At 34.6% G+C, this 22,038-nt stretch carries 27 protein-coding genes; all 27 read left to right on the top strand.

All coding sequences use genetic code 11. The features are described from left to right. Positions 1–103: 103 nt before the first annotated feature. Complete coding sequence (locus ACSSV9_RS06345) at positions 104–1,276, top strand: alpha/beta hydrolase-fold protein (protein ID WP_437346399.1); 1,173 nt, start codon at positions 104–106, stop codon at positions 1,274–1,276. A 583-nt stretch (positions 1,277–1,859) separates the two neighbouring features. Next, complete coding sequence (locus ACSSV9_RS06340; RefSeq protein WP_437346398.1) at positions 1,860–2,264, top strand: ArsR/SmtB family transcription factor; 405 nt, start codon at positions 1,860–1,862, stop codon at positions 2,262–2,264. A 264-nt stretch (positions 2,265–2,528) separates the two neighbouring features. Further along, on the top strand, positions 2,529–2,765 hold the full coding sequence (locus ACSSV9_RS06335; protein WP_437346397.1) for an FmdB family zinc ribbon protein: 237 nt from the start codon (positions 2,529–2,531) through the stop codon (positions 2,763–2,765). Positions 2,766–2,841: 76 nt separating this feature from the next. Beyond that, positions 2,842–3,246, top strand: a complete 405-nt coding sequence (locus ACSSV9_RS06330) for a YlbF/YmcA family competence regulator (RefSeq protein ID WP_437346396.1) — start codon at positions 2,842–2,844, stop codon at positions 3,244–3,246. Between the two features lie 10 nt (positions 3,247–3,256). Further along, positions 3,257–3,628, top strand: coding sequence for a YlbF/YmcA family competence regulator (locus ACSSV9_RS06325; RefSeq protein WP_437346395.1), 372 nt, complete (start codon positions 3,257–3,259; stop codon positions 3,626–3,628). A gap of 18 nt (positions 3,629–3,646) precedes the next feature. Further along, on the top strand, positions 3,647–4,951 hold the full coding sequence (locus tag ACSSV9_RS06320; RefSeq protein WP_437346394.1) for a permease: 1,305 nt from the start codon (positions 3,647–3,649) through the stop codon (positions 4,949–4,951). An 84-nt stretch (positions 4,952–5,035) separates the two neighbouring features. Then, the gene (locus ACSSV9_RS06315; RefSeq protein ID WP_437346393.1) at positions 5,036–5,467 is read left to right on the top strand and encodes an arsenate reductase ArsC; all 432 of its coding nucleotides are present in this window, start codon (positions 5,036–5,038) and stop codon (positions 5,465–5,467) included. A gap of 100 nt (positions 5,468–5,567) precedes the next feature. Continuing rightward, positions 5,568–5,939, top strand: a complete 372-nt coding sequence (locus tag ACSSV9_RS06310; RefSeq protein ID WP_437346392.1) for a four helix bundle protein — start codon at positions 5,568–5,570, stop codon at positions 5,937–5,939. 162 nt (positions 5,940–6,101) lie between these two features. Then, complete coding sequence (locus ACSSV9_RS06305) at positions 6,102–6,359, top strand: thioredoxin family protein (RefSeq protein ID WP_437346391.1); 258 nt, start codon at positions 6,102–6,104, stop codon at positions 6,357–6,359. Positions 6,360–6,393: 34 nt separating this feature from the next. Next, complete coding sequence (arsB, locus tag ACSSV9_RS06300; RefSeq protein ID WP_437346390.1) at positions 6,394–7,446, top strand: ACR3 family arsenite efflux transporter; 1,053 nt, start codon at positions 6,394–6,396, stop codon at positions 7,444–7,446. A 40-nt stretch (positions 7,447–7,486) separates the two neighbouring features. Beyond that, positions 7,487–8,362, top strand: a complete 876-nt coding sequence (locus ACSSV9_RS06295) for a universal stress protein (RefSeq protein ID WP_437346389.1) — start codon at positions 7,487–7,489, stop codon at positions 8,360–8,362. A gap of 231 nt (positions 8,363–8,593) precedes the next feature. Next, complete coding sequence (locus ACSSV9_RS06290) at positions 8,594–8,749, top strand: hypothetical protein (protein ID WP_437346388.1); 156 nt, start codon at positions 8,594–8,596, stop codon at positions 8,747–8,749. A 98-nt stretch (positions 8,750–8,847) separates the two neighbouring features. Further along, positions 8,848–9,240 carry a CoA-binding protein gene (locus tag ACSSV9_RS06285; protein WP_437346387.1) on the top strand — a complete coding sequence of 131 codons (393 nt, stop codon included), beginning with the start codon at positions 8,848–8,850 and terminating at the stop codon, positions 9,238–9,240. Positions 9,241–9,333: 93 nt separating this feature from the next. Next, positions 9,334–9,636: an ArsR/SmtB family transcription factor gene (locus ACSSV9_RS06280; RefSeq protein WP_437346386.1), complete on the top strand. Its 303-nt coding sequence runs from the start codon at positions 9,334–9,336 to the stop codon at positions 9,634–9,636. A 324-nt stretch (positions 9,637–9,960) separates the two neighbouring features. Further along, complete coding sequence (locus ACSSV9_RS06275; protein ID WP_437346385.1) at positions 9,961–10,338, top strand: hypothetical protein; 378 nt, start codon at positions 9,961–9,963, stop codon at positions 10,336–10,338. 2 nt (positions 10,339–10,340) lie between these two features. Continuing rightward, positions 10,341–10,625: an ATP-binding protein gene (locus tag ACSSV9_RS06270; protein WP_437346384.1), complete on the top strand. Its 285-nt coding sequence runs from the start codon at positions 10,341–10,343 to the stop codon at positions 10,623–10,625. Between the two features lie 68 nt (positions 10,626–10,693). Beyond that, positions 10,694–11,836 carry a cyclopropane fatty acyl phospholipid synthase gene (cfa, locus tag ACSSV9_RS06265; RefSeq protein WP_437346383.1) on the top strand — a complete coding sequence of 381 codons (1,143 nt, stop codon included), beginning with the start codon at positions 10,694–10,696 and terminating at the stop codon, positions 11,834–11,836. A 26-nt stretch (positions 11,837–11,862) separates the two neighbouring features. Further along, positions 11,863–12,666: a pyrroline-5-carboxylate reductase family protein gene (locus ACSSV9_RS06260; protein WP_437346382.1), complete on the top strand. Its 804-nt coding sequence runs from the start codon at positions 11,863–11,865 to the stop codon at positions 12,664–12,666. 22 nt (positions 12,667–12,688) lie between these two features. Continuing rightward, positions 12,689–12,931, top strand: coding sequence for a thioredoxin family protein (locus ACSSV9_RS06255; protein WP_437346381.1), 243 nt, complete (start codon positions 12,689–12,691; stop codon positions 12,929–12,931). Between the two features lie 30 nt (positions 12,932–12,961). Further along, positions 12,962–13,594: a TlpA family protein disulfide reductase gene (locus tag ACSSV9_RS06250; RefSeq protein ID WP_437346380.1), complete on the top strand. Its 633-nt coding sequence runs from the start codon at positions 12,962–12,964 to the stop codon at positions 13,592–13,594. Between the two features lie 2 nt (positions 13,595–13,596). Next, entirely contained in the window at positions 13,597–14,334 is a 738-nt protein-coding gene (locus tag ACSSV9_RS06245) for a DUF169 domain-containing protein (RefSeq protein WP_437346379.1), read from the top strand. Next, a complete protein-coding gene (locus ACSSV9_RS06240; RefSeq protein WP_437346378.1) occupies positions 14,334–15,659 on the top strand; it encodes a TolC family protein in 1,326 nt (441 codons plus the stop codon). The genes ACSSV9_RS06245 and ACSSV9_RS06240 overlap by 1 nt, the downstream gene beginning before the upstream one ends. 119 nt (positions 15,660–15,778) lie before the next feature. Continuing rightward, on the top strand, positions 15,779–16,837 hold the full coding sequence (locus tag ACSSV9_RS06235) for an efflux RND transporter periplasmic adaptor subunit (RefSeq protein ID WP_437346377.1): 1,059 nt from the start codon (positions 15,779–15,781) through the stop codon (positions 16,835–16,837). Beyond that, positions 16,834–19,917: an efflux RND transporter permease subunit gene (locus tag ACSSV9_RS06230; RefSeq protein ID WP_437346376.1), complete on the top strand. Its 3,084-nt coding sequence runs from the start codon at positions 16,834–16,836 to the stop codon at positions 19,915–19,917. Before ACSSV9_RS06235 ends, ACSSV9_RS06230 begins: the two co-directional genes overlap by 4 nt. A gap of 50 nt (positions 19,918–19,967) precedes the next feature. Beyond that, positions 19,968–20,543 carry a hypothetical protein gene (locus tag ACSSV9_RS06225; protein ID WP_437346375.1) on the top strand — a complete coding sequence of 192 codons (576 nt, stop codon included), beginning with the start codon at positions 19,968–19,970 and terminating at the stop codon, positions 20,541–20,543. A 420-nt stretch (positions 20,544–20,963) separates the two neighbouring features. After that, complete coding sequence (locus tag ACSSV9_RS06220) at positions 20,964–21,095, top strand: hypothetical protein (protein ID WP_437346374.1); 132 nt, start codon at positions 20,964–20,966, stop codon at positions 21,093–21,095. Positions 21,096–21,350: 255 nt separating this feature from the next. After that, positions 21,351–21,920 carry a thioredoxin family protein gene (locus ACSSV9_RS06215; RefSeq protein ID WP_437346373.1) on the top strand — a complete coding sequence of 190 codons (570 nt, stop codon included), beginning with the start codon at positions 21,351–21,353 and terminating at the stop codon, positions 21,918–21,920. Positions 21,921–22,038 lie beyond the last annotated feature (118 nt).

The following is a 22,038-nucleotide window of genomic DNA, read 5'->3' as shown; positions in this document are numbered from 1 at the left end:
ACTTACAGCTTAGACTGATACTATTGGTGAAAATTTGGTAATCATCTATTGGATTTCAATTTCTGCCTGTTGATTACAAATTAATTGACCATGGAGGAAAAAGATGGCGAGCAAAAATTTTCTTTATTCTATTTTATTTTTCATCATTGGCGGAACAATTTTTTCTGTAGGTTATGCCCAGGAAAATAATTACCCATTACCCCCTTCTGGTTATGATTCATATAAACGGGACATCGCGCATGGAAAAGTCACCACATTTACTTATCATTCGACCACAGTAGGAGTTGATCGGCAAGCCCTAATCTATACCCCGCCTGGGTATTCACAAGATAAAAAATACAATGTGCTCTACTTATTGCATGGCATTGGCGGAGATGAACGAGAGTGGTACAATAATGGAAATCCGCAAAATATTCTTGATAACTTATATGCTGAACAAAAACTCGAACCGATGATTGTTATTTTTCCCAACGGCCGTGCAATGGTAAATGATGATGCCACAGGTGATCTTTTTTCTCAAGATAAGATTAAAGCTTTCGAGACTTTTGAATTTGATTTGCTTAAAGACTTGATTCCCTTCGTCGAATCGAATTATCCGGTTTACACCAGTCGGGAAAACCGAGCCATTGCAGGTCTCTCAATGGGCGGTGGACAGTCACTGAATTTTGGATTGGCTCATCTGGACACCTTTGCCTGGGTGGGTGCATTTTCTGCGGCGCCAAATACAAAAGCACCTGAAGCACTTGTTCCCGATCCACAAACGGCTGCCAATAGCCTATTGGCCCTGTGGATTTCTTGTGGAACCAATGACGGACTGCTTTATATTAGTCAGCAAACCCATAACTATCTAACTCAACATCATGTGCCGCATATTTACGCTCTGGTTTCGGGAGCTGGTCACGATTGGACAGTATGGAAACATGGCCTTTATTATTTTTCTCAACTCATTTTTAAGCAACCGATCAAAGTTAATGAAACAACAACCGGGGTTGCTACATTCAATTTGGTACAAAATTATCCCAACCCATTTAATCCTTCTACGACCATCCGCTACCAATTGTCCGGCAACGTTCATGTAACCTTAAAGGTTTATAATTTACTTGGACAAGAAATTGCAACTCTTGTCAATGAATATCAATCCCAAGGAAATTACGAAGTGCATTATGATGCCTCTCGCTTCAACGCATCTGGACGAGCACTTCCAAGTGGTATTTATATCTGTAAACTTCAAGCAGGAAATTTTTCTGCTTCAAAAAAAATGATATTGATTAAATAGTGTCTGATAATAACAAGCAGGTGCGTAAATTGTAATTATGAATTCCGTTAAATTAAGCAAGTATATAAGTGCTATATTGGCCAAACGGAGATAGCATTTTTCAGTTGACTAGTAAAGATATAAAATTAAGCTCGATAGCAATTCTTAATTCTAACTTCTCTTACTTTTATTCTATCAAAAAAACTTCTTGATATTATATAGCCCAAAGAATTATGAAGTCTTTTAGAATTGTAGTATTAATATGATTAGTAATTTGCTTTAGTATATTTTGTCAGTAGTTCTTTAATAGCCTTGAAGAGGAGCATTTAAGCATACGGCTGGTTTTCGTACTCTTACGTCTTAGCGGACAAAGTAATAAAAATTAATATAAATCATATACAATATTGTTTTTCCGTCGCTGGCAACACACGCGTTATTATTAATTCTTTTCCTTTTTGAAGAGCAAAGTTCTGTATAATTATCCTTCACTTCGATTACAAATAAAATTGATATTGATATATCAATAGTTACGCAAAAATAAATTACATTTGCTTATATGCATTATTTTGCATATTTTTATATGCAAAATATGGCATATAATTTAATGGATAAGATAGTTGAAATATTCAAAGCCCTCTCCGACGAAACGCGTCTTCGAATAATGAATCTTTTTATAAAAAGTGGACGAAACTTGTGTGTGTGTGAACTTGTGGATGCACTACAATTACCTCAGTACTCGGTTTCAAAAGCACTCACTGTTTTAAAAAACGCAGGTTTCTTCACCACCGAAAAAGAAGGTACGTGGGTATACTATAAACTAAATAAAGAAACTTCTCAGAAGAAGACTCTCATTAGTTTTTTAAAAAATTATTTGAATACTGCTCAATTTTTAAATGACGAAAAAAGATTAAATGAGAGATTATTATTGAGAAAAAATAATAAATGTGTAGTGGGAATTATTCCAGAACAGGATCTATTAAAATTAATAAAGCAAAAAACGGAAAAGTAAATTTTATGGAAAAAACTGTTTCGCCTCTGATTTCGCAATTTTAAGAGTTTATCGCCATAGGTGCATCAATCGTCGTTAATTATCTCCCTTGTCTGCGTTATCATTCTGCAGAGACAGTTAAACTTGGATGAACAATTCAGGAAATCGAAAAGACTTTTAGAATTGGTAAGATGTCTAAAGAAAAACCAACAAATAAAATTTATAAATTAGCCGATGATTTAATCAGTAGAGAAAAAAGAGAATCAAAATACGGAGAATAAATAAATGCCAACTTATGAATATCACTGCAAAGATTGCGGTTACTATTTCGATGTAAAAGCAACAATAAAAGAAAAAGAAGAAGGATTAAAACTACATTGTGAACGATGTGGAAGTGATAATCTTCAGCAGGTGTTTGGAGGCTTTGCAATTCTTGGCAATCAATCAGTGAATGTAAAATCAAGAAACTCTCAAAATAACAGCAGTGGTTGCTGTGGTGGATCCGGTTGTGGCTGCTCTTGAAATAATTTTTAACGGCAACCTTTGTGAAGAATCAATCCACGTACAACGAACTCAAACAAATTGTCAGGACTAAATAATGAACGAAGAAACAAATCAAATTACACGCCAGGTGAAAGAAAACCTGATTAAGTCTTCAAAAAATCTTGGTAGAGCATTATTTAATTCAGAAGCTTACCAGAGATATATAAGAGCACGAGATAATTTCCGGCTCAGTGAGGAGGCAAAAAAATCATCAATGGAATACAATGCTGTGCTTCGTGACTATCAGATGAAAGCTAATTACGGTACACTCACTCCTGAAGATGAAAAGCTGATTGAAGAAGCAAGACAAAAGGCAATGAGTAACGAGATTCTTAAAGAGTTTTATGAATCGCAGCAGGATCTTATTGCATTTTACCAGGAAGTTAACTCATACTTAAGTGAAAAGTTAAAATTTAATTTTGCATCACTTGCAAAACCTGCAAGCGGATGCTGCGGATAGGAGAAGAAAAATGATTGACAATCAAATAAAATTTATTACCGATAATTTCATCCGGTCATTTCAGGCAGTGCCTGAGGTAATTGATTATCTCGATGCATTATCTGCTTATGAGAATGATAAAGAGATAAATGACTTGGTTGATAAATATTATTTGCTCTCAAGTCAGTTACAAGAAAAACAATACGATGGAACTTTAGAGCAGGAAGATATAAATGAATTAAGCGAAATTGCTTCAAAAATTCAAAACAATCCTCTGAATGTTAAACTTGCAGAAAAACAAAATAATCTAAAAAGCATTCTTCAAGAATGCAACGAGGCAATCAGTAATGAAATATCGATGGATTTTGCGAAGCTTGCTGCTCCATCATCTTGTTGCTCATAATAAAATAAAGGGTATAATATGGATTGGAAAGAACAGTATAAAAGCCTTTTGTGGATAACAGGATTCTTTCTATTCGCTTACTTTATGCCGATTGAAAACGAATCCTTCAAAGGTGCAATAATAGCCGCACTTGATTTAGCGAAATGGTACGCTCAGGAACATGTACTACTTTGTCTAGTACCAGCATTCTTTATAGCAGGAACAATCGCAGTATTTGTAAGTCAGGCAGCAGTTGTGAAATACTTTGGTGCCAAGGCGAAAAAATGGGTAGCATATTTAGTTGCATCAGTATCAGGGACAATACTTGCAGTATGTTCTTGTACAATTCTGCCATTGTTTTCAAGCATACACAAACGTGGTGCTGGTTTAGGTCCTGCTATTGCTTTCCTTTATTCGGGTCCGGCAATAAATATACTTGCTATAATTTTAACAGCACGAATTCTTGGATTAGAACTCGGAATTGCAAGAGTTATTGGTGCTGTATCTTTTAGCGTGATAATTGGATTGATTATGTCCTTTATTTACAGAAAAGAAGAAAAGGAAAAAGCAGAAAATCAACTTGCTATGCCAGATGTTGAAGAACCAAGACCATTATGGCAAACTGCATTACACTTTTTTATTCTTGTTGCAATTCTTGTTTTTGTAAACTGGGGGAAACCAGCAGATACAACCGAAGGTTTCTGGTATTTTATATACTCAAATAAATGGTTTATAACCTCAATCATTGGATTTGGTTTTGCTCTTTCAATGATATATATAATTCAGGTCAAAAAGATATATGTGATTTTAGGAACAGCAGCTGTAATTATTTCGGGAATTCTTTTTTATGATAACCCGACAATTACTTTTGTCGTGGCTGTAGTTGCAACAACAATAGCATTGACTTTTAGCGAGGGTGAACCAAATCAATGGCTAGGTGAAACCTGGGGATTCACAAAACAAATTATGCCGCTTCTTGGTGCTGGCGTTTTAGTTGCAGGATTTTTACTTGGTTCTCAAAATAATGGCAATGGTTTGATTCCCAATGAATGGATTTCAATCTTGGTTGGTGGTAACTCTTTATTCTCTAATTTCTTTGCATCAGTTGTCGGTGCTTTTATGTATTTTGCAACTTTAACAGAAATTCCAATACTTCAGGGATTAATAAACAGCGGAATGGGTAAAGGTCCTGCACTCGCACTATTACTAGCAGGTCCTGCTTTGTCATTACCGAATATGCTTGTTATTCGTGGTGTGATCGGTACACAGAAAACGGTTGTGTATGTATCATTAGTTATTGTAATGGCAACAATAAGCGGATTGATTTATGGAGCTTTATTTTAACTCTTAGCGAATCATCATTTCCGTAAAAGCGGGAATCCATCAATATACCCGTCTTTGCGGGCAAGACAAATTGAAAGGAAACTAATGAAAAAAAGAATACTAATACTATGCACAGGAAATTCTTGCCGCAGTCAGATGGCAGAAGGATTTCTTAAATCATTTGATAAAAATCTTGAAGTTTATTCAGCCGGAACAAAGCCCGCAGAAAAAGTAAATCCCTATGCAGTTAAAGCAATGATGGAAGTTGGAATTGACATAAGTAAAGGTGTTCCGGAAAATGTTGATAAATATCTTAACCAATCTTTTGATTATGTAATTACTGTTTGTGATAATGCTAAGGAAACCTGTCCGGTTTTTATCGGAAAAGTTGGAAAACAATTACACATCGGTTTTGATGATCCTGCTGAAGCTGTTGGAACGGAGGAAGAAGTGATGCCAGTTTATCGCAGAGTAAGAGATGAAATTAAAGCTGAATTTGAAAAATTTTATCAGCGAATTGAAAATTATATTGGATGAAAATGCTCAATATTCAATATTCAATGTTCAATATTCAACGATTAATGATCAACGCTCAATGTTCAACTAATAACGCTATTTGTTGTGAGAAGAAAATTATATGGATAAAAGAAAATTTGACCTTGAAGATCGTTTAGTTGATTTTACCAGCAGAATGATCGATGTAGTAGAATCTTTACCCAATTCAAGATCAGGAAACTATATTGCTGCTCAGCTAATAAGAGCCTGTCATTCTCCAGCATTTAACTATGGTGAAGCTCAAGCTGCTGAGTCACGAAATGATTTTATTCACAAAATGGGAATTGTACTTAAAGAATTAAAAGCATGTCGCACAGCCTTGAAGATTATCTATAAGAAAGAAATGATAAAGCCGATAAATAAACTTGATGATATCTTTAAAGAGACAGAAGAATTAATCGCTATTATTGCAAAAAGTGTTTTAACTGCTAAAAACAATAAGAAAAGAAATTGATTATCTATAGTTGTTAAATACTCAACTGAAAAATATCAACTTGAACATTGAGAATTGATTATTGTTAATTGATTATTGAAGATTGTATTGGATGAAAATGCTCAATATTCAATGTTCAACGTTCAATGCTCAATTGTTTAATAAAAAAAGGAGTATATAAATATGCTAGACATTAAAGTTCTTGGTCCTGGTTGTCCAAATTGTATTAAGCTGGAAAAACTTGTCAATGAAGTCGTATCAGAAAACAATATTCCAGCTAAGATTGAGAAGATAACCGATAAAGAAAAGTTTATGGATTATGGAGTAATGATGACCCCCGGATTAGTTGTAAACGGAAAAGTTCTGGCGATGGGTAAAATTCCGGTTAAATCAACCTTAGAAAATTGGTTAAAAAATATGAATGGAAACAAGATTTCATAAAAAATTTATTTTCAGAATTAAAAAAGAGATAATTATGAGCACTTCTGTTTCAAAAAAGCTTTCATTTTTTGATCGCTACTTAACACTATGGATTTTTCTGACCATGTTTATTGGTGTAGCGGCCGGATCAATTTTCCCGGGCATTGCGAGCTTTTGGGATTCTTTGAGTGTAGGTACAACTAACATTCCAATTGCAATTGGATTAATATTGATGATGTATCCACCGCTAGCAAAAGTTAAATATGAGGAGCTTCCCGTAGTTTTCAAAAATGTAAAATTGTTAAGCATATCTCTGGTTCAAAACTGGATTGTCGGACCATTAGTAATGTTTCTGCTTGCGATAGTTTTTCTACCTGATAAACCTGAGATGGCGATTGGAGTTATACTAGTTGGTTTAGCAAGGTGTATTGCGATGGTTTTAGTTTGGAATGATTTAGCAAACGGAGATTCTGAACTAGCCGCCGGCCTTGTTGCCTTCAATGCTATTTTTCAGGTTCTCTTCTATTCTGTCTATGCATATATATTCATAACTGTTTTGCCCCCAATCTTCGGGATGAAAGGCGCTTTGGTTGAAGTATCCATCTGGGAAATTGCTCTAACCGTTTTAATCTATCTCGGAATTCCATTTGCCGGCGGAGTTATATCCCAGTTTGTTCTGGTTAAAGCAAAGAGCAAAGAATGGTATTTCACTAAATTCATTCCGAAAATTTCAATTCTTACTCCTGTTGCATTATTGTTTACAATTTTTGTAATGTTTTCATTAAAAGGAGAAAAGATAGTCGAACTTCCGCTTGATGTAATACGAGTTGCTATTCCCTACACATTTTATTTTGCCCTAATGTTTCTGGCCACGTTTTTCTTTGTTAAAAAACAGGGAATTTCGTATGAAAAAACAACCACAGTTGCTTTTACTGCAGGCAGCAATGACTTTGAATTAGCTATTGCAGTGGCAGTGGCTGTCTTTGGGATTAATTCTCCAGCTGCATTTGCAACGGTGATTGGTCCATTGGTAGAGGTTCCTGTTTTGATAATGCTTGTGAATGTTGCTCTTGGTTTTAAGAAAAAGTATTTCACTACTGTAACTTGACTGTAAGAATTGTAAAAAATTATTAAGCAAAGGTGAAAAAATGTTTAAGAAAATTTTATTAGCAACTGATATTTCGAAGGCATCGGATGCGGTTATAAGTTGTGGAAACTTATTGAAAAATCTGGGTGCAGAGGAAGTAATTTTATTCTACGCGTTAGGCGTAAGGCACATCGAGTCATTAAAAAATCTTTTAAAAGATATTGCTGAACCCGATTTACTCCGTCAAAAGAAGATGCTTGAAGATCAGGGGTTAAATGTAAAACTTGAAATTGCACCCGGGATCCCTTCAGAAGAAATTAATAAATATGCTGAAACAAAAGATGTATCACTTATTGTGATTGGTACGCACGGAGAAACTGCTGCACAGCATATTCTTTTCAGAATTGGTGGTGTAACTTCTGAGATTTTGCATAGCCATAAAAAGCCTTTGCTTGTTGTAAGAACTTTTGTTACAGAAAAAAATGGTGAAAAATGCGTTGAGGCAACCTGCGCTAATTTTGCAAAACGAATTTTATATCCAACTGATTTTTCAGATACAGCATTTAGAGCATTCACTTATCTCGAAAAGCTTGTTGAATACGGCGCAAAAAAAATAACATTAATGCACGTTCAGGATAAAACCAAAATTGATAAACATCTTAAAGATAAACTCGATGAATTCAATAAGATCGATATGGAACGATTAGAGATGAGAAAGAAAGCTCTTATTGAAAAAGGTGCCACAAATGTTGAGATTAAAATTACTTATGGCATTCCCACAAAAGAAATTTTAGAAGAAGCAAAAAAAGATTATTCACTAATTGTTATGGGTAGTCAGGGAAGAGGATTCGTCGAAGAAATTTTTGTCGGGAGCGTGAGTCATAATGTTGTAAGGAACGCAAATATCTCTGTGCTATTAATTCCGGCATTGAGATAATAAAGATTGGGATTACTTCGCTTCGCCCGTAATGACAGAAATGAAAGCAACCACTGAAAGGAGTAAAACGACGAAGCAATCTTTTGAGGCTTAGTTAGAATAGGGCTCAAAAATTTGACATAAAAATATTCGTTATGCCCCTCGGCGCTTGCAGTTTCGAAAACAACTGGCGATATAATGTTGAAACTGGTTTCGGAAAAATTTAAAGCCCGGATGAGGGATATATTTGATATGAAACTGACCGAAATTTTTTTACCTGAATCTTTTCATTACAAATATATTCTTGAAGATATTCGGAATGAAAAACTTCAAACACCGGTTGTGATGATTAATAATAAATTCAATCAGCAGAAAAATTATCTGAGAGAAATCAAAAAGAAGAAATAGAACGTCAATTGAGCTGATTGGTGCAGACTAAAATTCGTTCGGATCAGCTAAATCTGCTAAATCAGCGTTCCGTTAAAAGACTAAAAGGATTATCAATAATGTTAGCCGAAGATATTCTTAAATCAAAAAAATCATTCGCCATAGTCGGTGCTTCAAATGAAGTGATGAAGTATGGATATGAGCTTGTTTGTGTATTTAAAGATTATGGATTTAAAATCTTTCCGATTAATCCCAAATATGATGAGATTGAAGGGATAAAATGCTATCCATCATTAAAGGAACTACCGGAAAAACCTGATGTTGTATTGATTGCACTTGCACCAAAGAACACAATTAATGTTGTTCCGGTTGTAAAAGAAATTGGAGTGGATAAAATCTGGTTCCCTCCAAACTGCTTTGATAATACTGCCATTGAAAAAGCAAAGGAATTAAAAATCGATTATATAAGCAATGTATGTCCAATCGGAATTTTGAGAAAGATTTTTTCTTAATAATGATAAAAAATATAGAATGACGTTATTTTTATTATTTTTTTATATGCTAATATTGGCATATATTTGGATATAAAGAAGGAGAAGTTATTAATGGAAAGCAAGATGTCAGAAATGTTAACGGCAATTTCTCATCCAAACAGAATTAGAATATTAAAGTTATTAGAAAAAGAAAAGGTACTTTGCGGCTGTGAAATTCTTCCGAAAGTAGGTCTAGAACAATCAAATTTGTCAAGGCATCTGAGTACACTGGTAAAGGCAGGAGTTTTAATTGCGTGGAAAGAAGGTGTACGTATGAATTATAAAATAGCAGATGATAGGATTTATGAAATAATTAACTTGGCTGAAAAAATAACAGAAGACAGCATGAAAGTAAGAACTAAGATAGAGGTATAATATTTTTTTTTATGTAAATATGATTTCTTGCTCATATAATCATAAAAGAAATAATTGCAGGTGGACAAGAGTTCTTTGAATATATGAAAGCATTTAACGATGATAGCTCAGTTGTCGCTTGAATTTGAAAAGCAGGGATAAAAGGATGAGCGTAAAGTACTGATCTGTTATTGCGGAAACTGTGGAGCTGAAAAGGAATATAGTCGAGGAAACAAAACTGAATTTAATTCTGCATTAAAGAATGAATGATAATTATTTATTGAGTATTATGATCCTAATAGAAAAAATAAAAGTATATCACTAATAATTGGGAGGAATATCAATATGAACACTGCAACAAAAAACCAAGAAAGAAAAAAAGCAATTTTAATGTGTACATGTAGCTTTGCTTGCCCGAGTATGAAAGATATTAACTTCGGTGAACTTGCCGAAAGAATCCGTCTTGAGCTGCCGCACGATTATATGTTACTACACCCGAGATTATGCGAAGAGAACGGTGAAAATCTCCTGGCTGATTTATTGAAAGATAATGTAGCCTACATTACACCAGCTTGCAAAGAAGAAAAACAAAAAAAATTATTGCGGGACGGTTTTGAACGCGCAAATGTTCAAATGAACAATAACTGGAAACCAGTTTCAATATCTTTCAAGAATACAGAGACAGCTTTTAATGACATTAAGAAAGCTCTTGAGGAGGTATAGCTATGGCCGGTCAAACATATATGGGAATACCGCGCGAAAAAATTCCATGGTACCCAACAATTGACCCTGAGTTGTGCAATAGTTGTGGCGCCTGTTTGGATTTTTGCTCCAATAATGTTTTTGCTCAAGGAGAATTATCAACAATAGTAGCCAATCCGTATAACTGTGTTGTCGGCTGTTCGGCCTGTAGTAAAGAATGTGAAATGAACGCAATCTCATTTCCTGATAAAAATGAATTTGTGAAGCTGCTTCAAGAGTTGAGAGAGAAATATAAAAGTACTGCATAAATATATATTCAATTATGATGATTATTATGCAGATTTTAAATTCTTTGTGGAAAAGAGATGAGATATAGTTGAAAGAATTAGTAAAAATTAACTTGAAAAATAAATACAAAAATATCGCCGAAGAAATTTTAGGTTATGCTGGTATAAAAATTAACGGAAGTAATTCTTGGGATATAACTGTTCATAATGATGAGTTTTATAAAAGAGTTCTCACTCAAGGCGAACTTGGACTCGGTGAATCTTATATGGATGGTTGGTGGGACGCTAAGGAAATTGATTCATTCATTTACAAAGTGTTAACTGCTAAACTCGATGAAAAAATAAAAAGGAGCATTTTTATTCTTGCAAGATTTGCTCTTGCAAAAATCATTAATATGCAGTCTGTAAAGAGAGCGTTTATTATTGGCGAAAGGCATTATGATCTTGGCAATGATTTATTCCGGAATCTGCTCGATAAGAGAATGAACTATAGCTGCGCTTACTGGAAAAATGCAAAGACACTCGATGAAGCACAGGAAAATAAACTCGAACTAATCTGTAAAAAACTTTATCTCGAACCCGGAATGAGAGTTCTCGATATCGGCTGCGGTTGGGGTGCATTTGGTAAATATGCAGCAGAAAAATACGGCGTTGAGGTTGTCGGAGTTACAGTGTCAAAAGAGCAAGTTGAACTCGGTCGTAAAATGTGCGAGGGCCTCCCGGTTGAATTTCGCTTAACCGACTATAGAAATATTAATGAAAAATATGATCGTATTGTGAGTATCGGAATGATAGAACACGTCGGCTACAAAAATTATAAAACTTACTTTAAGGTTGCAGAAAAGTGCTTAAAAGAAGATGGATTGTTTTTACTTCATACGATAGGAAATTTAAAATCCGTCAATGCTGGTGATCCATGGACAGATAAATATATTTTCCCGAATGGAATGCTTCCATCTGTAGCACAGTTGAGTAAAGCAATGGAAAAACTGTTTGTAATTGAAGACTTACACAACTTTGGCGCTGACTACGATAAAACCTTAATGGCCTGGTATAAAAACTTTATTGATAACTGGGACAGGATAAAAGATAAATACGGAGAAAGATTCTTTAGAATGTGGAAATACTTTTTACTATCCTCGGCCGGTTCCTTCAGAGCAAGAAAAAATCAACTTTGGCAGTTTGTCTTATCTAAAACCGGTGTGCCAGGAGGATATACAGCGGTGCGTTAATTTGAATTCTATTTAGAGGTTAAAAAATGAAAAACATAGAAGAAAGAAAAATATCATTCATCGGTGGAGGAAAAATTAGTGAAGTATTTATAAGTCGCCTTCTCGATGTAGAATTTGCTTCCAAAGAAAATTTAATGGTATCGGATGTTGATAAGAGTAGACTCGAATACTTAAAAGAAAAATTCTGTATACGCGTGACCGAAAATAACAATGAATCTGCTGAGTTTGGCGATATTGTATTTCTTGCAGTACCTCCAAAACAAATTAAAATTGTTTTATCGGAAAACTGTCGTGGGATTGTAAAAAAGCAACTAATCATTTCCCTTGCTGCTGCTATTCCTACCTGGTTGATTGAAAGTGTCTTATGTGAAAATTCTCCCGTCGTTCGGGTTATACCCAACACGCCGTCTCAAGTTGGCAAAGGTGTAAATCCCTACTGCTGTGGTAAATTCGTTAATGAAGAATTGAAACAAAATGTTCAAAAGATACTTTCCGTATTTGGTGACGCGATAGAAATTGATGAAGAACTGATGAATATTGCGACCGCAGTTACTGCAGTTGGACCAACATATTGGTTACCTGCAGTTAAATCATTATTGGAATTTACTGAACAAAAAGGGTTTGATAAAGAATTGGCTAACAAATTAGTTGTCGGAACAATGAAAGGTACAGCGGAATTAATACTACAGACAATGAAAGACCCTGATGAATTATTGGGCATGATAGGAACAAGAACGATTAACGAGGAAATCGAAAAACAAATTTTTTACGATGCTGTTAAAACCGCTTATGAAAAAATTCAACAGTGTGAAAAAAAACTCATCGAATAAACTTAAAAGGAGGAATGTTTCTATGGTTGTAAAAATATTAGGACCCGGCTGCAGTAAATGTAGAGCTCTCGAAGCGAAAGTTAGAGATGTGGTTATGAAAAACAATATTCAAGCCGAAGTTAAAAAAGTGGAAGATATAAATGAAATGATGAGTTACGGTATAATGATGACACCAGGACTTGTAGTGGATGAAAAAGTAGTAAGTTTTGGTATAGTTCCTAAAGAAGAACAAATTCTAAAATGGCTTAATGACAATTCACAATAATTAATCATTATACAGGTTGCTTGGTACTGTATGAAATATATAGTCTTGAAAATTTTGTTCCTAATCTTGTTTTATAATACGTCTTTTTCTCAATATAAAATTGACCAGCTTAGAAACGAAATAAGTGATATTAATATTTCCTTTCATCATTCAAAATTACCGGATCAGAATAAATATACCGACTTAGATAACTTGCTGAAATCTTCTTATACTGATGAATATTCTGGATTTGTAGCTTCTAAGTTAAAAACCGAATATGATCTTTTTTTGAGCTCGCTAAAGCATGTGGAAAATATTGATACTCTCAAAAAAATTTTCCTGGCTGTGAATAATAAGTTCAACTCGCTAAGTTATAATTATTTTTATCAGAAAGCGCTTAAAGCTTCTAAACAAAAAATTCTTGTTTTTTCTACCTCAATGTCTTGTGAATGCGCGCTGGATATGTGTTATCATCAAGAAGCTGAAATACAGAAATTCTGTAAAGAAAATAATTTCGATTATGCAATCATTGATACCTGGGAAGATTTTGAAATTCAGCAGAAATACAAAGTGGATTTCGTGCCGACAGTTATCATTCTCGATTCAGAGAATAAAGAGATACATCGTTTTACAAGAGAAGAAAATATCTATTCTGAACTAAACAGGTATTTATTGGAGAATTAAAAATGGAAACAAAATTTAGAACAATATCAGAAACATTAATACAATCGGTAGGATTAGAATATGAGCCAGTAGGAATTAAATTTTATGAAACTTATTCTCTAAATGGAATTCCAAAAGCGGAAGATCACAGAATTTGCCAATTGGTTATGCGTGCAAGAAAGGGTGAAAAATTAGTATTGACAAAAGATGGCATTTCTTGTCCGGCTGCCGCAGCGGCTTTGGGATTTAAACCACTACCCAAAAATTTACAAGACGGAACAATGCTGCAAGGTTATGGAATATTCAGAGATAAAGATGTGGCTGTGAAAGTAATGGAAGCTATGCCACGACTCGAGCAGAGTAAATACGAGGCTATCGAAGCAAAACCGTTGAAAGATTGGGAAGATAATCCAGATGTGATTGTAATTGAGGATGAAGTGGAAAAACTGATGTGGATTTCACTTGCATATCTGAATGAAGAAGGCGGGAGATTGAATATGAGCACAAGCATTCTCCAAGCCATATGCGTGGATGCTATAGTTCTTCCATTCAAGACTCAAAAGATAAATATGAGCTTCGGATGCTACGGATGCCGCGACGCTACCGATGCAAAATCAAGCGAGGCAATTCTCGGCCTGCCATCTGCAAAGCTTGATATGGTTTACGAAAATATAAAATATCTGAAATCAAAAGCGATTGACAGGTCTCGCGCAAAACAAATTTATCAGGCATTTGCAAAAAGAGTTGGAGAAAAAATATAATGCAACAAAAATTTTTAGTATGGTTGGTAGCGTTAATTATAGCTCTGTTTTTCTTTAAACCCATTGAGGCTCAGACATCTAAAAAGCAATATAATCTAAATGAACTTATTAATATTGCATTTGAAAATTATCCACAATTGAGAGCCAATGATAAAAATATACAGGCTGTATTGAAACAGCTTGATTACCTGGACAAAAATTACCAGCCGCAGTTATTTTTTGATTTGAACATTTCGAGATGGAAATACCTTCTTCCAAATAAACAAAAACTTCTGGGCAATTCACTAAATGACATTTATGCCGATTTCAGAATCAATCAGCTTATTTATGACTGGAATAAAAATACGCTGCAAAAAGAATATATTGATGAAACGGCTAACATTGATCGAAACTTTGGAAAAAAATTACGTCTAGCTATTTCTTATTCTATAGCAAAGAATTATCTCGAATTGCTTAAAGCTAAAAGAACAGTGCAGATTCAAGAAGAATCGATCGCACAGTTGAAAGAACATCTTAAAAATGCTGAGGCTCTCTACAGCATTGGCAAAGTTTCAAATCTTGATGTAATTAAAGCGAACGTGCAGATTGAAGTCGCACTTGATGAGCTGTCAAAAGCAAAAAATCTGCTTGATGTACAGAGAAATAATTTAAACGTACTCTGTGGGAACACATTGGCGGACTCTTTTGATGTAGTGGATAATGCCGATGAATGGTGGAATAAATATTCGGGTAAGATTTATGACTTAAACGAATTGAAAAACTTGTTAGGAAACATGCACCCCGATTTAGAAAATATTTGTACACAAAAAGAACTAAGAGCAAAAGAAATCCAATTATTTAACAAAGAATATTATCCAAATTTTTATGCATTTGGAATTACAAATGTTGAGGATAGTAAAATTCCAATGGGAAATTTTAATTGGAATATTGGAGTAACAATTTCTTATTCTCTCCCCTTCTTCCACGGTGCGAATTTTCAGGACAAGATCGAGCAGGCTCAAATTCGAATTGATGCATTGAATGAAAATGAATCTGCTATTTTTCAGCAACTTGAAACAAGTGTAAAAAATAATTTAATAAAGTTGGAAGATATTAAAAGCAGATTGAGCGGAACTCAAAAAATTGTTAAGCTTGCAGAAGAAAGCTTATCTACAGCTAATTTGAAATACAACATAGGCAAAGGAAGTAGTCTCGATGTACTGGATGCTGAAAAAATATTAACGACTGCTAAACTGAATTATAACCAGATTATAATTGATTTTTTATCAACGATTGCTGAACTGAATTACAACATTGGTAGAGATGAAATACCTTTTACCCAATAGAGGGCGGACTGAAATAACTGTGCAGGTATTTGCAGAATCGATCAGCATAAGTTAGACAAATCCGTTGAATCAGCATTCTGATTATTGTGATTTTTTAGATAAAAAATGGAAAGAAATCAATGAAAACAAAAATACTTATATCAATTGCTCTTTTGGCAATACTGATAACAGGATGCTCAAAGGAAGTAAAATCAGAAAAGCCGAAACCGAAAACTCCACTTGTAAAAGTTGAAGAAATAAAGTATAGACCGATTACAAAATCAGTTAAGCTAATTGGTACAGTGGAAGCGAAGGTGATGACGACTATTGTTGCTTCATCAGATGGTTTTATTGAAAAGCTAAATGTTCAAGAAAATCAATTCGTAAGAAAAGATAAAGTGCTGGCAATAATTGCTTCGCAGGAAAGAGCCTCGCTTATATCTCAAGCGAAAAATAAAATCGATGAGTTAACATCAAAACTCAAAAAAACTTCTATTAACAGTAATGAATACTCTCAATTGAATTCGCAACTTGAGCAAGCAAAGAGAGAATTAGAATATGCTGATAAATTATTTCTCGGTATTCCGGTAATTTCTCCGTTAAACGGTACTATTACTCAAAAATTTATCGAATTAGGAAGTGCAGTTTCTGCAAAGCAAAATCTTTTTACTATTGTGGACTTCAATTCGCTTATAATTAAATCTTCTGTCTCGGAGGATTTATTCTCTAAAATTAAACCGGGCGATAAGCGGAGAGTGAAATTTAATGCTATGCCTGAAAAAGAATTCGCAGCCAGGATTACGCTGAAGTATCAACAAATTGACGCTGCGACAAGAAATTTCCCCATTGAATTAAAACTCATCAATAACACAAATGAAATAACACCGGGAATGATGGCAGAGCTTGAACTAATCACTGATAAAAAGGATAAAGCCCTTATCGTTCCCAATGATGTTTTCATTGTAAATCAAGAAGGTGAGAAAATAGTTTATATTATAAAGGATACTCCTTCGGAAGGAACAACTGCCTATCAAAAGATTGTTACTACCGGGATATCGAATGAAAAATTTACAGAAGTAGTATCTGGCTTGAATGAAGGAGATAAAATTGTTGTGATGGGGCAAGAGGTTTTAAAAGATGGAATCAAGGTTATGGTACAGAAACAGAAAACGAAAAATGAAGGCGGGAAAAAGAAATGAGACTGTCAACTTCATCAATTAAAAGACCGGCAACCGTTATCGTTTTAATGATTGCAATTGTTGTGATTGGTATTCTTGGATATACACAACTCGCAACAAACCTTCTGCCAGATATCACTTATCCGATGATAAAAGTTTATGTTACGTGGCGAGGTGCTACCCCCGAAGAAATTGAAGATAATATTGCAACTGTAATCGAACGGAAAATTGCTACTGTTGACAACCTTGATTATATGGAATCACAATGCACAGAAGGTTTGTACGCTCTGCAAGTTTATTTTACTTACGATGCCGACCGTGATATAGCTTACCAGGATGTGCTCTCAAAACTTGGACTGGTAAGAAAAAATTTGCCAAAAGATGCCGAAGAGCCGCTTGTGTTCAAAGCTGATCCTTCTCAATTGCCCGTCATGGATTTGCTGATTACCTCTGACAAACTGGATTTAACAAAACTGCGGACTTACGTTGAGAATGAACTCCAGGACCAATTTACTTCCATTGAAGGAACTGCAGGAACAGAAATAACCGGTGGATTAAAAAGAGAAATACGAGTCCATATCGACCCTTTAAAACTGCAGGGTTATGGTTTGTCCGTTGATAAAATTGCACAACGTTTGAAAGACGAAAATCTTGAACTTCTCGGTGGAAGAGTAATATCTGATAGAAGAGATTATATTGTCAGAACTGTCGGTGAATTTACTAATATTAATGAAATAGAGAATCTTATTATTTCTAAAGGAAAGAACGAAGGATTAGTACTTCTTAAAGATGTTGCGGAGGTTAAAGATGGCTATGCAATTCAACGAATAAAAAATAAATTAAATAGTGTAGAAGGTGTAAAACTTTCCGTTTTCAAGCAGACCGGGGCTAATACTGTTGAAGTATCGGATTTAGTTACCGAAAAACTAAAAGAATTAAAAACAGTGATTCCTCCTTCAATAAGTCTTAATATAATTTATGACCAGGCAGAATATATACGTGCTGCAGTTGCCGGTGTTCGTGATGCGGCCTTGATCGCAGCTTTTCTTGTCGTTATCGTAACGGCATTTTTCTTGACGGGATGGAAAAGAGTTTTAATTGTTTCGCTTACACTTCCCGTTACACTTCTTGGAACTTTTTTCTTTATGCAGATCCTGAATTTTTCAATCAACATCTTTACACTCGGGGGATTGGTTGTGGCGATAACGGTTTTGCTTGATAATTGTATCGTTGTCCTTGAAAATATTACACGTATTCAAGAAGAAGAGCTTGCAGAACAACATCCCGTTCAAAAAGGTGCAGCACAAGTAAGTGGTGCTGTACTTACAGCAACTCTCACATTTATCGCTTTATTTCTTCCTTTCCTTTTAGTCTCAGGTTTGGTTTCTCTTTTGTTTAAGGAATTGATAATAACTGTTGCCATAACCATCACATTGTCATTAATTGTGGCATTAACCTTAACGCCAACACTAACTTCCCTTTTCTTTAAGGAAGGCAAGCCAGTTCATGTTAAAAAGGGAATTATTTCTAAACTTGCTGATGGATTAATAAAAATCATTATTAAACCATATAAACCATTGCTTCGATGGTCTCTGAAGTATCGATGGATTGTTGTTCTAATTACCCTTGCACTTTTTTTTGTTGGATTAATTTTCTTAAATAAAATCGGTTCTGAATTTTTACCGAAGGCAGATGACGGACAGATAACAGTCAAAATAAAAATGCCCACCGGTTCTCCGATGGAAGAAACACACAAAGTTATTTCGCAGCTCGAAAATTTTGTTAAAGAGCAGCCATACATCGATAAATATTCTTCTCTTTCTGGCGGGAAGATATGGGGATTAGTAACTTATGAAATTGCAAATGAAGGCGAGATTAATATCCAGCTTGTTAAACCTTCCCAAAGACCAATGACGACGGATGAATATGTCGAATGGCTTACACCGTTAGTTCAGCAAAATATAAAATTCCCTGGATTGAAGATGAAAGTATTTCACACGAAGCTGAAAGGAATAAAACAAACCGGTGAGTTCGATATAGAAGTAGAAGTAATTGCTCCACGCAGCGAGCCTATCGAAAATATTTATGAGCATGCAAATCGTGTTTCAAATATACTTAAGCAAGTTGATGGCCTAACAGGCATTGATGTTTCGATAGATATTACTAAACCGGAATATCAAATATTTGTTGATAGAACTAAAGCGATTGATCAAGGATTAAGTGTTAACCAGATAGCTTCCACAATTAAATCGAGCATTGACGGAGCCGTTCCAACGCAATTTAAAGAGGAAGGTTACTACTATCCTATAAGAATTGTGGTTGATGAAAATGATATTAAAAGTGTTAGTGATGTTGAAAATCTTTCAATTTATCCAAGCAATGGTAGCAAGATTAGATTAAACACAATTGCTAAAGTTGAACAGCGTTCGGGTCCACTGGAGATTGATAGAAAGGACCAGAATCGCGTGATCAAAGCAACAGCGAACGTTACGGGAAGAACTGTCGGCGAAGCTACAGCCGATATTCAAAAGCTACTTAGTGGTTGTAATTTGCCCCTTGGATATAAAATAAATTTTGGCGGCCAATCGCAAATGTTAAGAGAAAATTTCCAAACAATGGTAATTATTTTACTAATAGCGATGTTTTTTGCGTATGTGGTGCTTGTAATCAACTTCGAGGATTTTATTAAACCGTTCATTATTCTTATTCGAGTTCCACTCTCACTTATTGGAGTCTCCTATGCTCTTTATCTTACCAATCAGCCAATAGGCGTAACGGTGATGATTGGTTTTATCATCCTTGCTGGAATTGAAATTAATCAAGGTGTAATTCTTATTACATTTATAGATCAGCTTCGTGAACAAGGAATGAGTTTGATTGAAGCAATTCAAAAAGCAGCAGTTGTCCGTTTACGTCCAATTTTGATGACTGACATTGTTGGAATAATTGGTCTACTCCCGCTTGCGTTAAGTATAGGCGAAGGAACGGAATTATTGAAGCCAATGGCAATTGCTGTAATTGGAGGATTGATATTTGGTTTAGTACTGGTATTTCTCTTTCTCCCTGCCTTGTATTTGATTTTTGAAAGAAGAAAGAATTAATAATTAGCAACGCTGTTAAATAGAAATATTAAAGAAAAAAGGACTATAAGATGAAAACTCAAAAACTCTTATTTATTCTGTCTTTCTTCGCAATAAGCAGCTATTCTTTAACCCAAACAATCAACCGCAGCGAATTTGATGATGAAATTGCCCCTTGGCATAAGAAGGCAATAGTAACTTGTGGCATGCTGAAGAATATGGACACATTTGAGCATGAGAAATTCATTAAAAAACTTGATGAACTTGATGCTGAATTAAAAATTCTCGCTGAGAAATATTTGAATAATCCGCCGGCTGAATATGCAAAGGATCCATTGTGGAAAACTTATTTTGAAGATCTAATGGACAATACAAATGTTATTCGAGAAAGAGCAGAGAAGAAACAATATCGACTCGCACAAAAGTATTGTCCATATTATTGTATGACTTTTGGAAAGATGCACAGGAATAACGGCAGAACAGATTTAACTGACTTGATGTTTTCATGGAGAGCAGAAATAAAAAATGTAATGGATATGTATCTCGCTGGAAATGTTGAAGGGGCAAAAAATCATCTTGAAATTGTTGACGTGGTTTATCGGAAAGTAAAATCCTATCAGCAGAAAAAAAAACGATGCAAAGTTTAATGAACTTTTTGCTCCTGTAGAAGAATTAGTGCGCTTGTGGCAGGAAGGAATTAAAGATGATAATTTTGAAGAAGCCAAAAAAAACTTCAACAAATTTATGAGCGAGTTTAGTAAGCCGTATCTGGCAACTTTATAAGAACATAATTATGAGATTTTTTAATTGGTAAAAATATCAATTCAGTTTTGGCACAGAATATCAAGAAGAGAAATTACGTGGTTTACAGCTACTAATGTGGATAAGTGCACCGGCTGCGAGTTGTGTTATTATAAACTGCGGACGCTAAGTATTTAAGTATAACAAAACTACTTGTAAAGCGACTGAGGAAACAAATTACAATTGTATGGTTGACTGCTCAACTTGCTCTACGGCTTGTTCAATAGAAGCAATTACTTTTCCAGGTCGTGATATGATATGGAAATTTGAGAAAGAATATAAAAATATTTACGCAAGTAAGAAAAGAAGGAAAAGAAAAACGCGAGGAAAAAATTCTAAAAGAAAAGGCAAAAGCAAAAGCTGTATCAAGCAAAATTAACAACAAGAATAAAACTTGAATTCGCCGAACAATTTGGAGAAAAAGAATTGCACAAAATTCTTAAAACATTGGTTGCCGGTAATCCGTTTGATGTCGTAAATTTCCAAATACATGCCTCCTATTTGAGAAGTGCAGATGAGGGAGTCCCTTGTTGTTCTCCGTTTAAAATTGTTTCAGCGGGAAAGAGTGATAATTCGGAAATTGCCAGTGATGTATGAAATTTGTTTAAAATAAAGTGATAATTTAGTAAACTAAAAAATTGTAAATAAAATTTATGAAAGGAATAATCATGGAATGGTTGAAAAATCTTGAACAAGCAAAAGAAGAAGCGATAAAAACGCACAAACTAATTCTTCTTCAATTTGAAATGGATAATTGCGGCGGTTGTAAAAAAATGAACACGACGACATATCTCGATAAAAAAGTTCTTGAGGAGATGAATGAATGGTTTGTACCTCTGAAACTTGATTTGATTAAAGACAGAGAAGTTAGAAAGTTGCTCGGAGCTTACTGGACTCCGGCATTCTATTTCCTTGATCAAAATGGCAATTCTTATTTTCATTTTAATGGTTATCTGCCGGCGGAAGAATTCAGGGCGATGCTAAGAATAGGAATTGCTGAAACAATTATGCCACGTGGCAGATACGAGGATATAATAAAAATTATTGATAAAGATATTGATGAGTTAATAGATACATCACTTTATCCAAAACTTTTAATCGCCAGAGAAACAGCACGCTACATCAAAATAAAGGATAATTCATTACTTAGAAAGACATTAAAAGAGATACAGAGTACTCATCCATATTCAACAGAGGCCAAGATGTATTTCTGGGATGAATAATATTTTAGTAAACACTACACCTGTAAAGAACATTTAAATTCTTATTGGTATTACTATACAGGAGAAAGTAATATGCACCATTTATGCGGAAATGATACTTTTTAACTATGACTTCAAT

The organism is Melioribacter sulfuriphilus (genome assembly GCF_051488685.1).
Taxonomy (GTDB): domain Bacteria; phylum Bacteroidota; class Ignavibacteria; order Ignavibacteriales; family Melioribacteraceae; genus Melioribacter.
This window is presented reverse-complemented; position numbering and strand designations above follow the sequence as displayed.

Excerpts from the sequence above, each read along its gene's own strand:
- ACSSV9_RS06305 (WP_437346391.1), top strand. The coding sequence starts at position 6,102 with ATGCTAGACATTAAAGTTCTTGGTCCTGGTTGTCCAAATTGTATTAAG.
- ACSSV9_RS06255 (WP_437346381.1), top strand. The coding sequence starts at position 12,689 with ATGGTTGTAAAAATATTAGGACCCGGCTGCAGTAAATGTAGAGCTCTC.
- ACSSV9_RS06310 (WP_437346392.1), top strand. The coding sequence starts at position 5,568 with ATGGATAAAAGAAAATTTGACCTTGAAGATCGTTTAGTTGATTTTACC.
- ACSSV9_RS06320 (WP_437346394.1), top strand. The coding sequence starts at position 3,647 with ATGGATTGGAAAGAACAGTATAAAAGCCTTTTGTGGATAACAGGATTC.
- ACSSV9_RS06230 (WP_437346376.1), top strand. The coding sequence starts at position 16,834 with ATGAGACTGTCAACTTCATCAATTAAAAGACCGGCAACCGTTATCGTT.
- ACSSV9_RS06325 (WP_437346395.1), top strand. The coding sequence starts at position 3,257 with ATGATTGACAATCAAATAAAATTTATTACCGATAATTTCATCCGGTCA.
- ACSSV9_RS06290 (WP_437346388.1), top strand. The coding sequence starts at position 8,594 with ATGAAACTGACCGAAATTTTTTTACCTGAATCTTTTCATTACAAATAT.
- ACSSV9_RS06335 (WP_437346397.1), top strand. The coding sequence starts at position 2,529 with ATGCCAACTTATGAATATCACTGCAAAGATTGCGGTTACTATTTCGAT.
- ACSSV9_RS06225 (WP_437346375.1), top strand. The coding sequence starts at position 19,968 with ATGAAAACTCAAAAACTCTTATTTATTCTGTCTTTCTTCGCAATAAGC.
- ACSSV9_RS06285 (WP_437346387.1), top strand. The coding sequence starts at position 8,848 with ATGTTAGCCGAAGATATTCTTAAATCAAAAAAATCATTCGCCATAGTC.
- ACSSV9_RS06330 (WP_437346396.1), top strand. The coding sequence starts at position 2,842 with ATGAACGAAGAAACAAATCAAATTACACGCCAGGTGAAAGAAAACCTG.
- ACSSV9_RS06235 (WP_437346377.1), top strand. The coding sequence starts at position 15,779 with ATGAAAACAAAAATACTTATATCAATTGCTCTTTTGGCAATACTGATA.
- ACSSV9_RS06245 (WP_437346379.1), top strand. The coding sequence starts at position 13,597 with ATGGAAACAAAATTTAGAACAATATCAGAAACATTAATACAATCGGTA.
- ACSSV9_RS06270 (WP_437346384.1), top strand. The coding sequence starts at position 10,341 with ATGGCCGGTCAAACATATATGGGAATACCGCGCGAAAAAATTCCATGG.
- ACSSV9_RS06240 (WP_437346378.1), top strand. The coding sequence starts at position 14,334 with ATGCAACAAAAATTTTTAGTATGGTTGGTAGCGTTAATTATAGCTCTG.
- ACSSV9_RS06215 (WP_437346373.1), top strand. The coding sequence starts at position 21,351 with ATGAAAGGAATAATCATGGAATGGTTGAAAAATCTTGAACAAGCAAAA.
- ACSSV9_RS06295 (WP_437346389.1), top strand. The coding sequence starts at position 7,487 with ATGTTTAAGAAAATTTTATTAGCAACTGATATTTCGAAGGCATCGGAT.
- ACSSV9_RS06315 (WP_437346393.1), top strand. The coding sequence starts at position 5,036 with ATGAAAAAAAGAATACTAATACTATGCACAGGAAATTCTTGCCGCAGT.
- ACSSV9_RS06340 (WP_437346398.1), top strand. The coding sequence starts at position 1,860 with ATGGATAAGATAGTTGAAATATTCAAAGCCCTCTCCGACGAAACGCGT.
- ACSSV9_RS06260 (WP_437346382.1), top strand. The coding sequence starts at position 11,863 with ATGAAAAACATAGAAGAAAGAAAAATATCATTCATCGGTGGAGGAAAA.
- ACSSV9_RS06345 (WP_437346399.1), top strand. The coding sequence starts at position 104 with ATGGCGAGCAAAAATTTTCTTTATTCTATTTTATTTTTCATCATTGGC.
- ACSSV9_RS06280 (WP_437346386.1), top strand. The coding sequence starts at position 9,334 with ATGGAAAGCAAGATGTCAGAAATGTTAACGGCAATTTCTCATCCAAAC.
- arsB (WP_437346390.1), top strand. The coding sequence starts at position 6,394 with ATGAGCACTTCTGTTTCAAAAAAGCTTTCATTTTTTGATCGCTACTTA.
- ACSSV9_RS06250 (WP_437346380.1), top strand. The coding sequence starts at position 12,962 with ATGAAATATATAGTCTTGAAAATTTTGTTCCTAATCTTGTTTTATAAT.
- ACSSV9_RS06275 (WP_437346385.1), top strand. The coding sequence starts at position 9,961 with ATGAACACTGCAACAAAAAACCAAGAAAGAAAAAAAGCAATTTTAATG.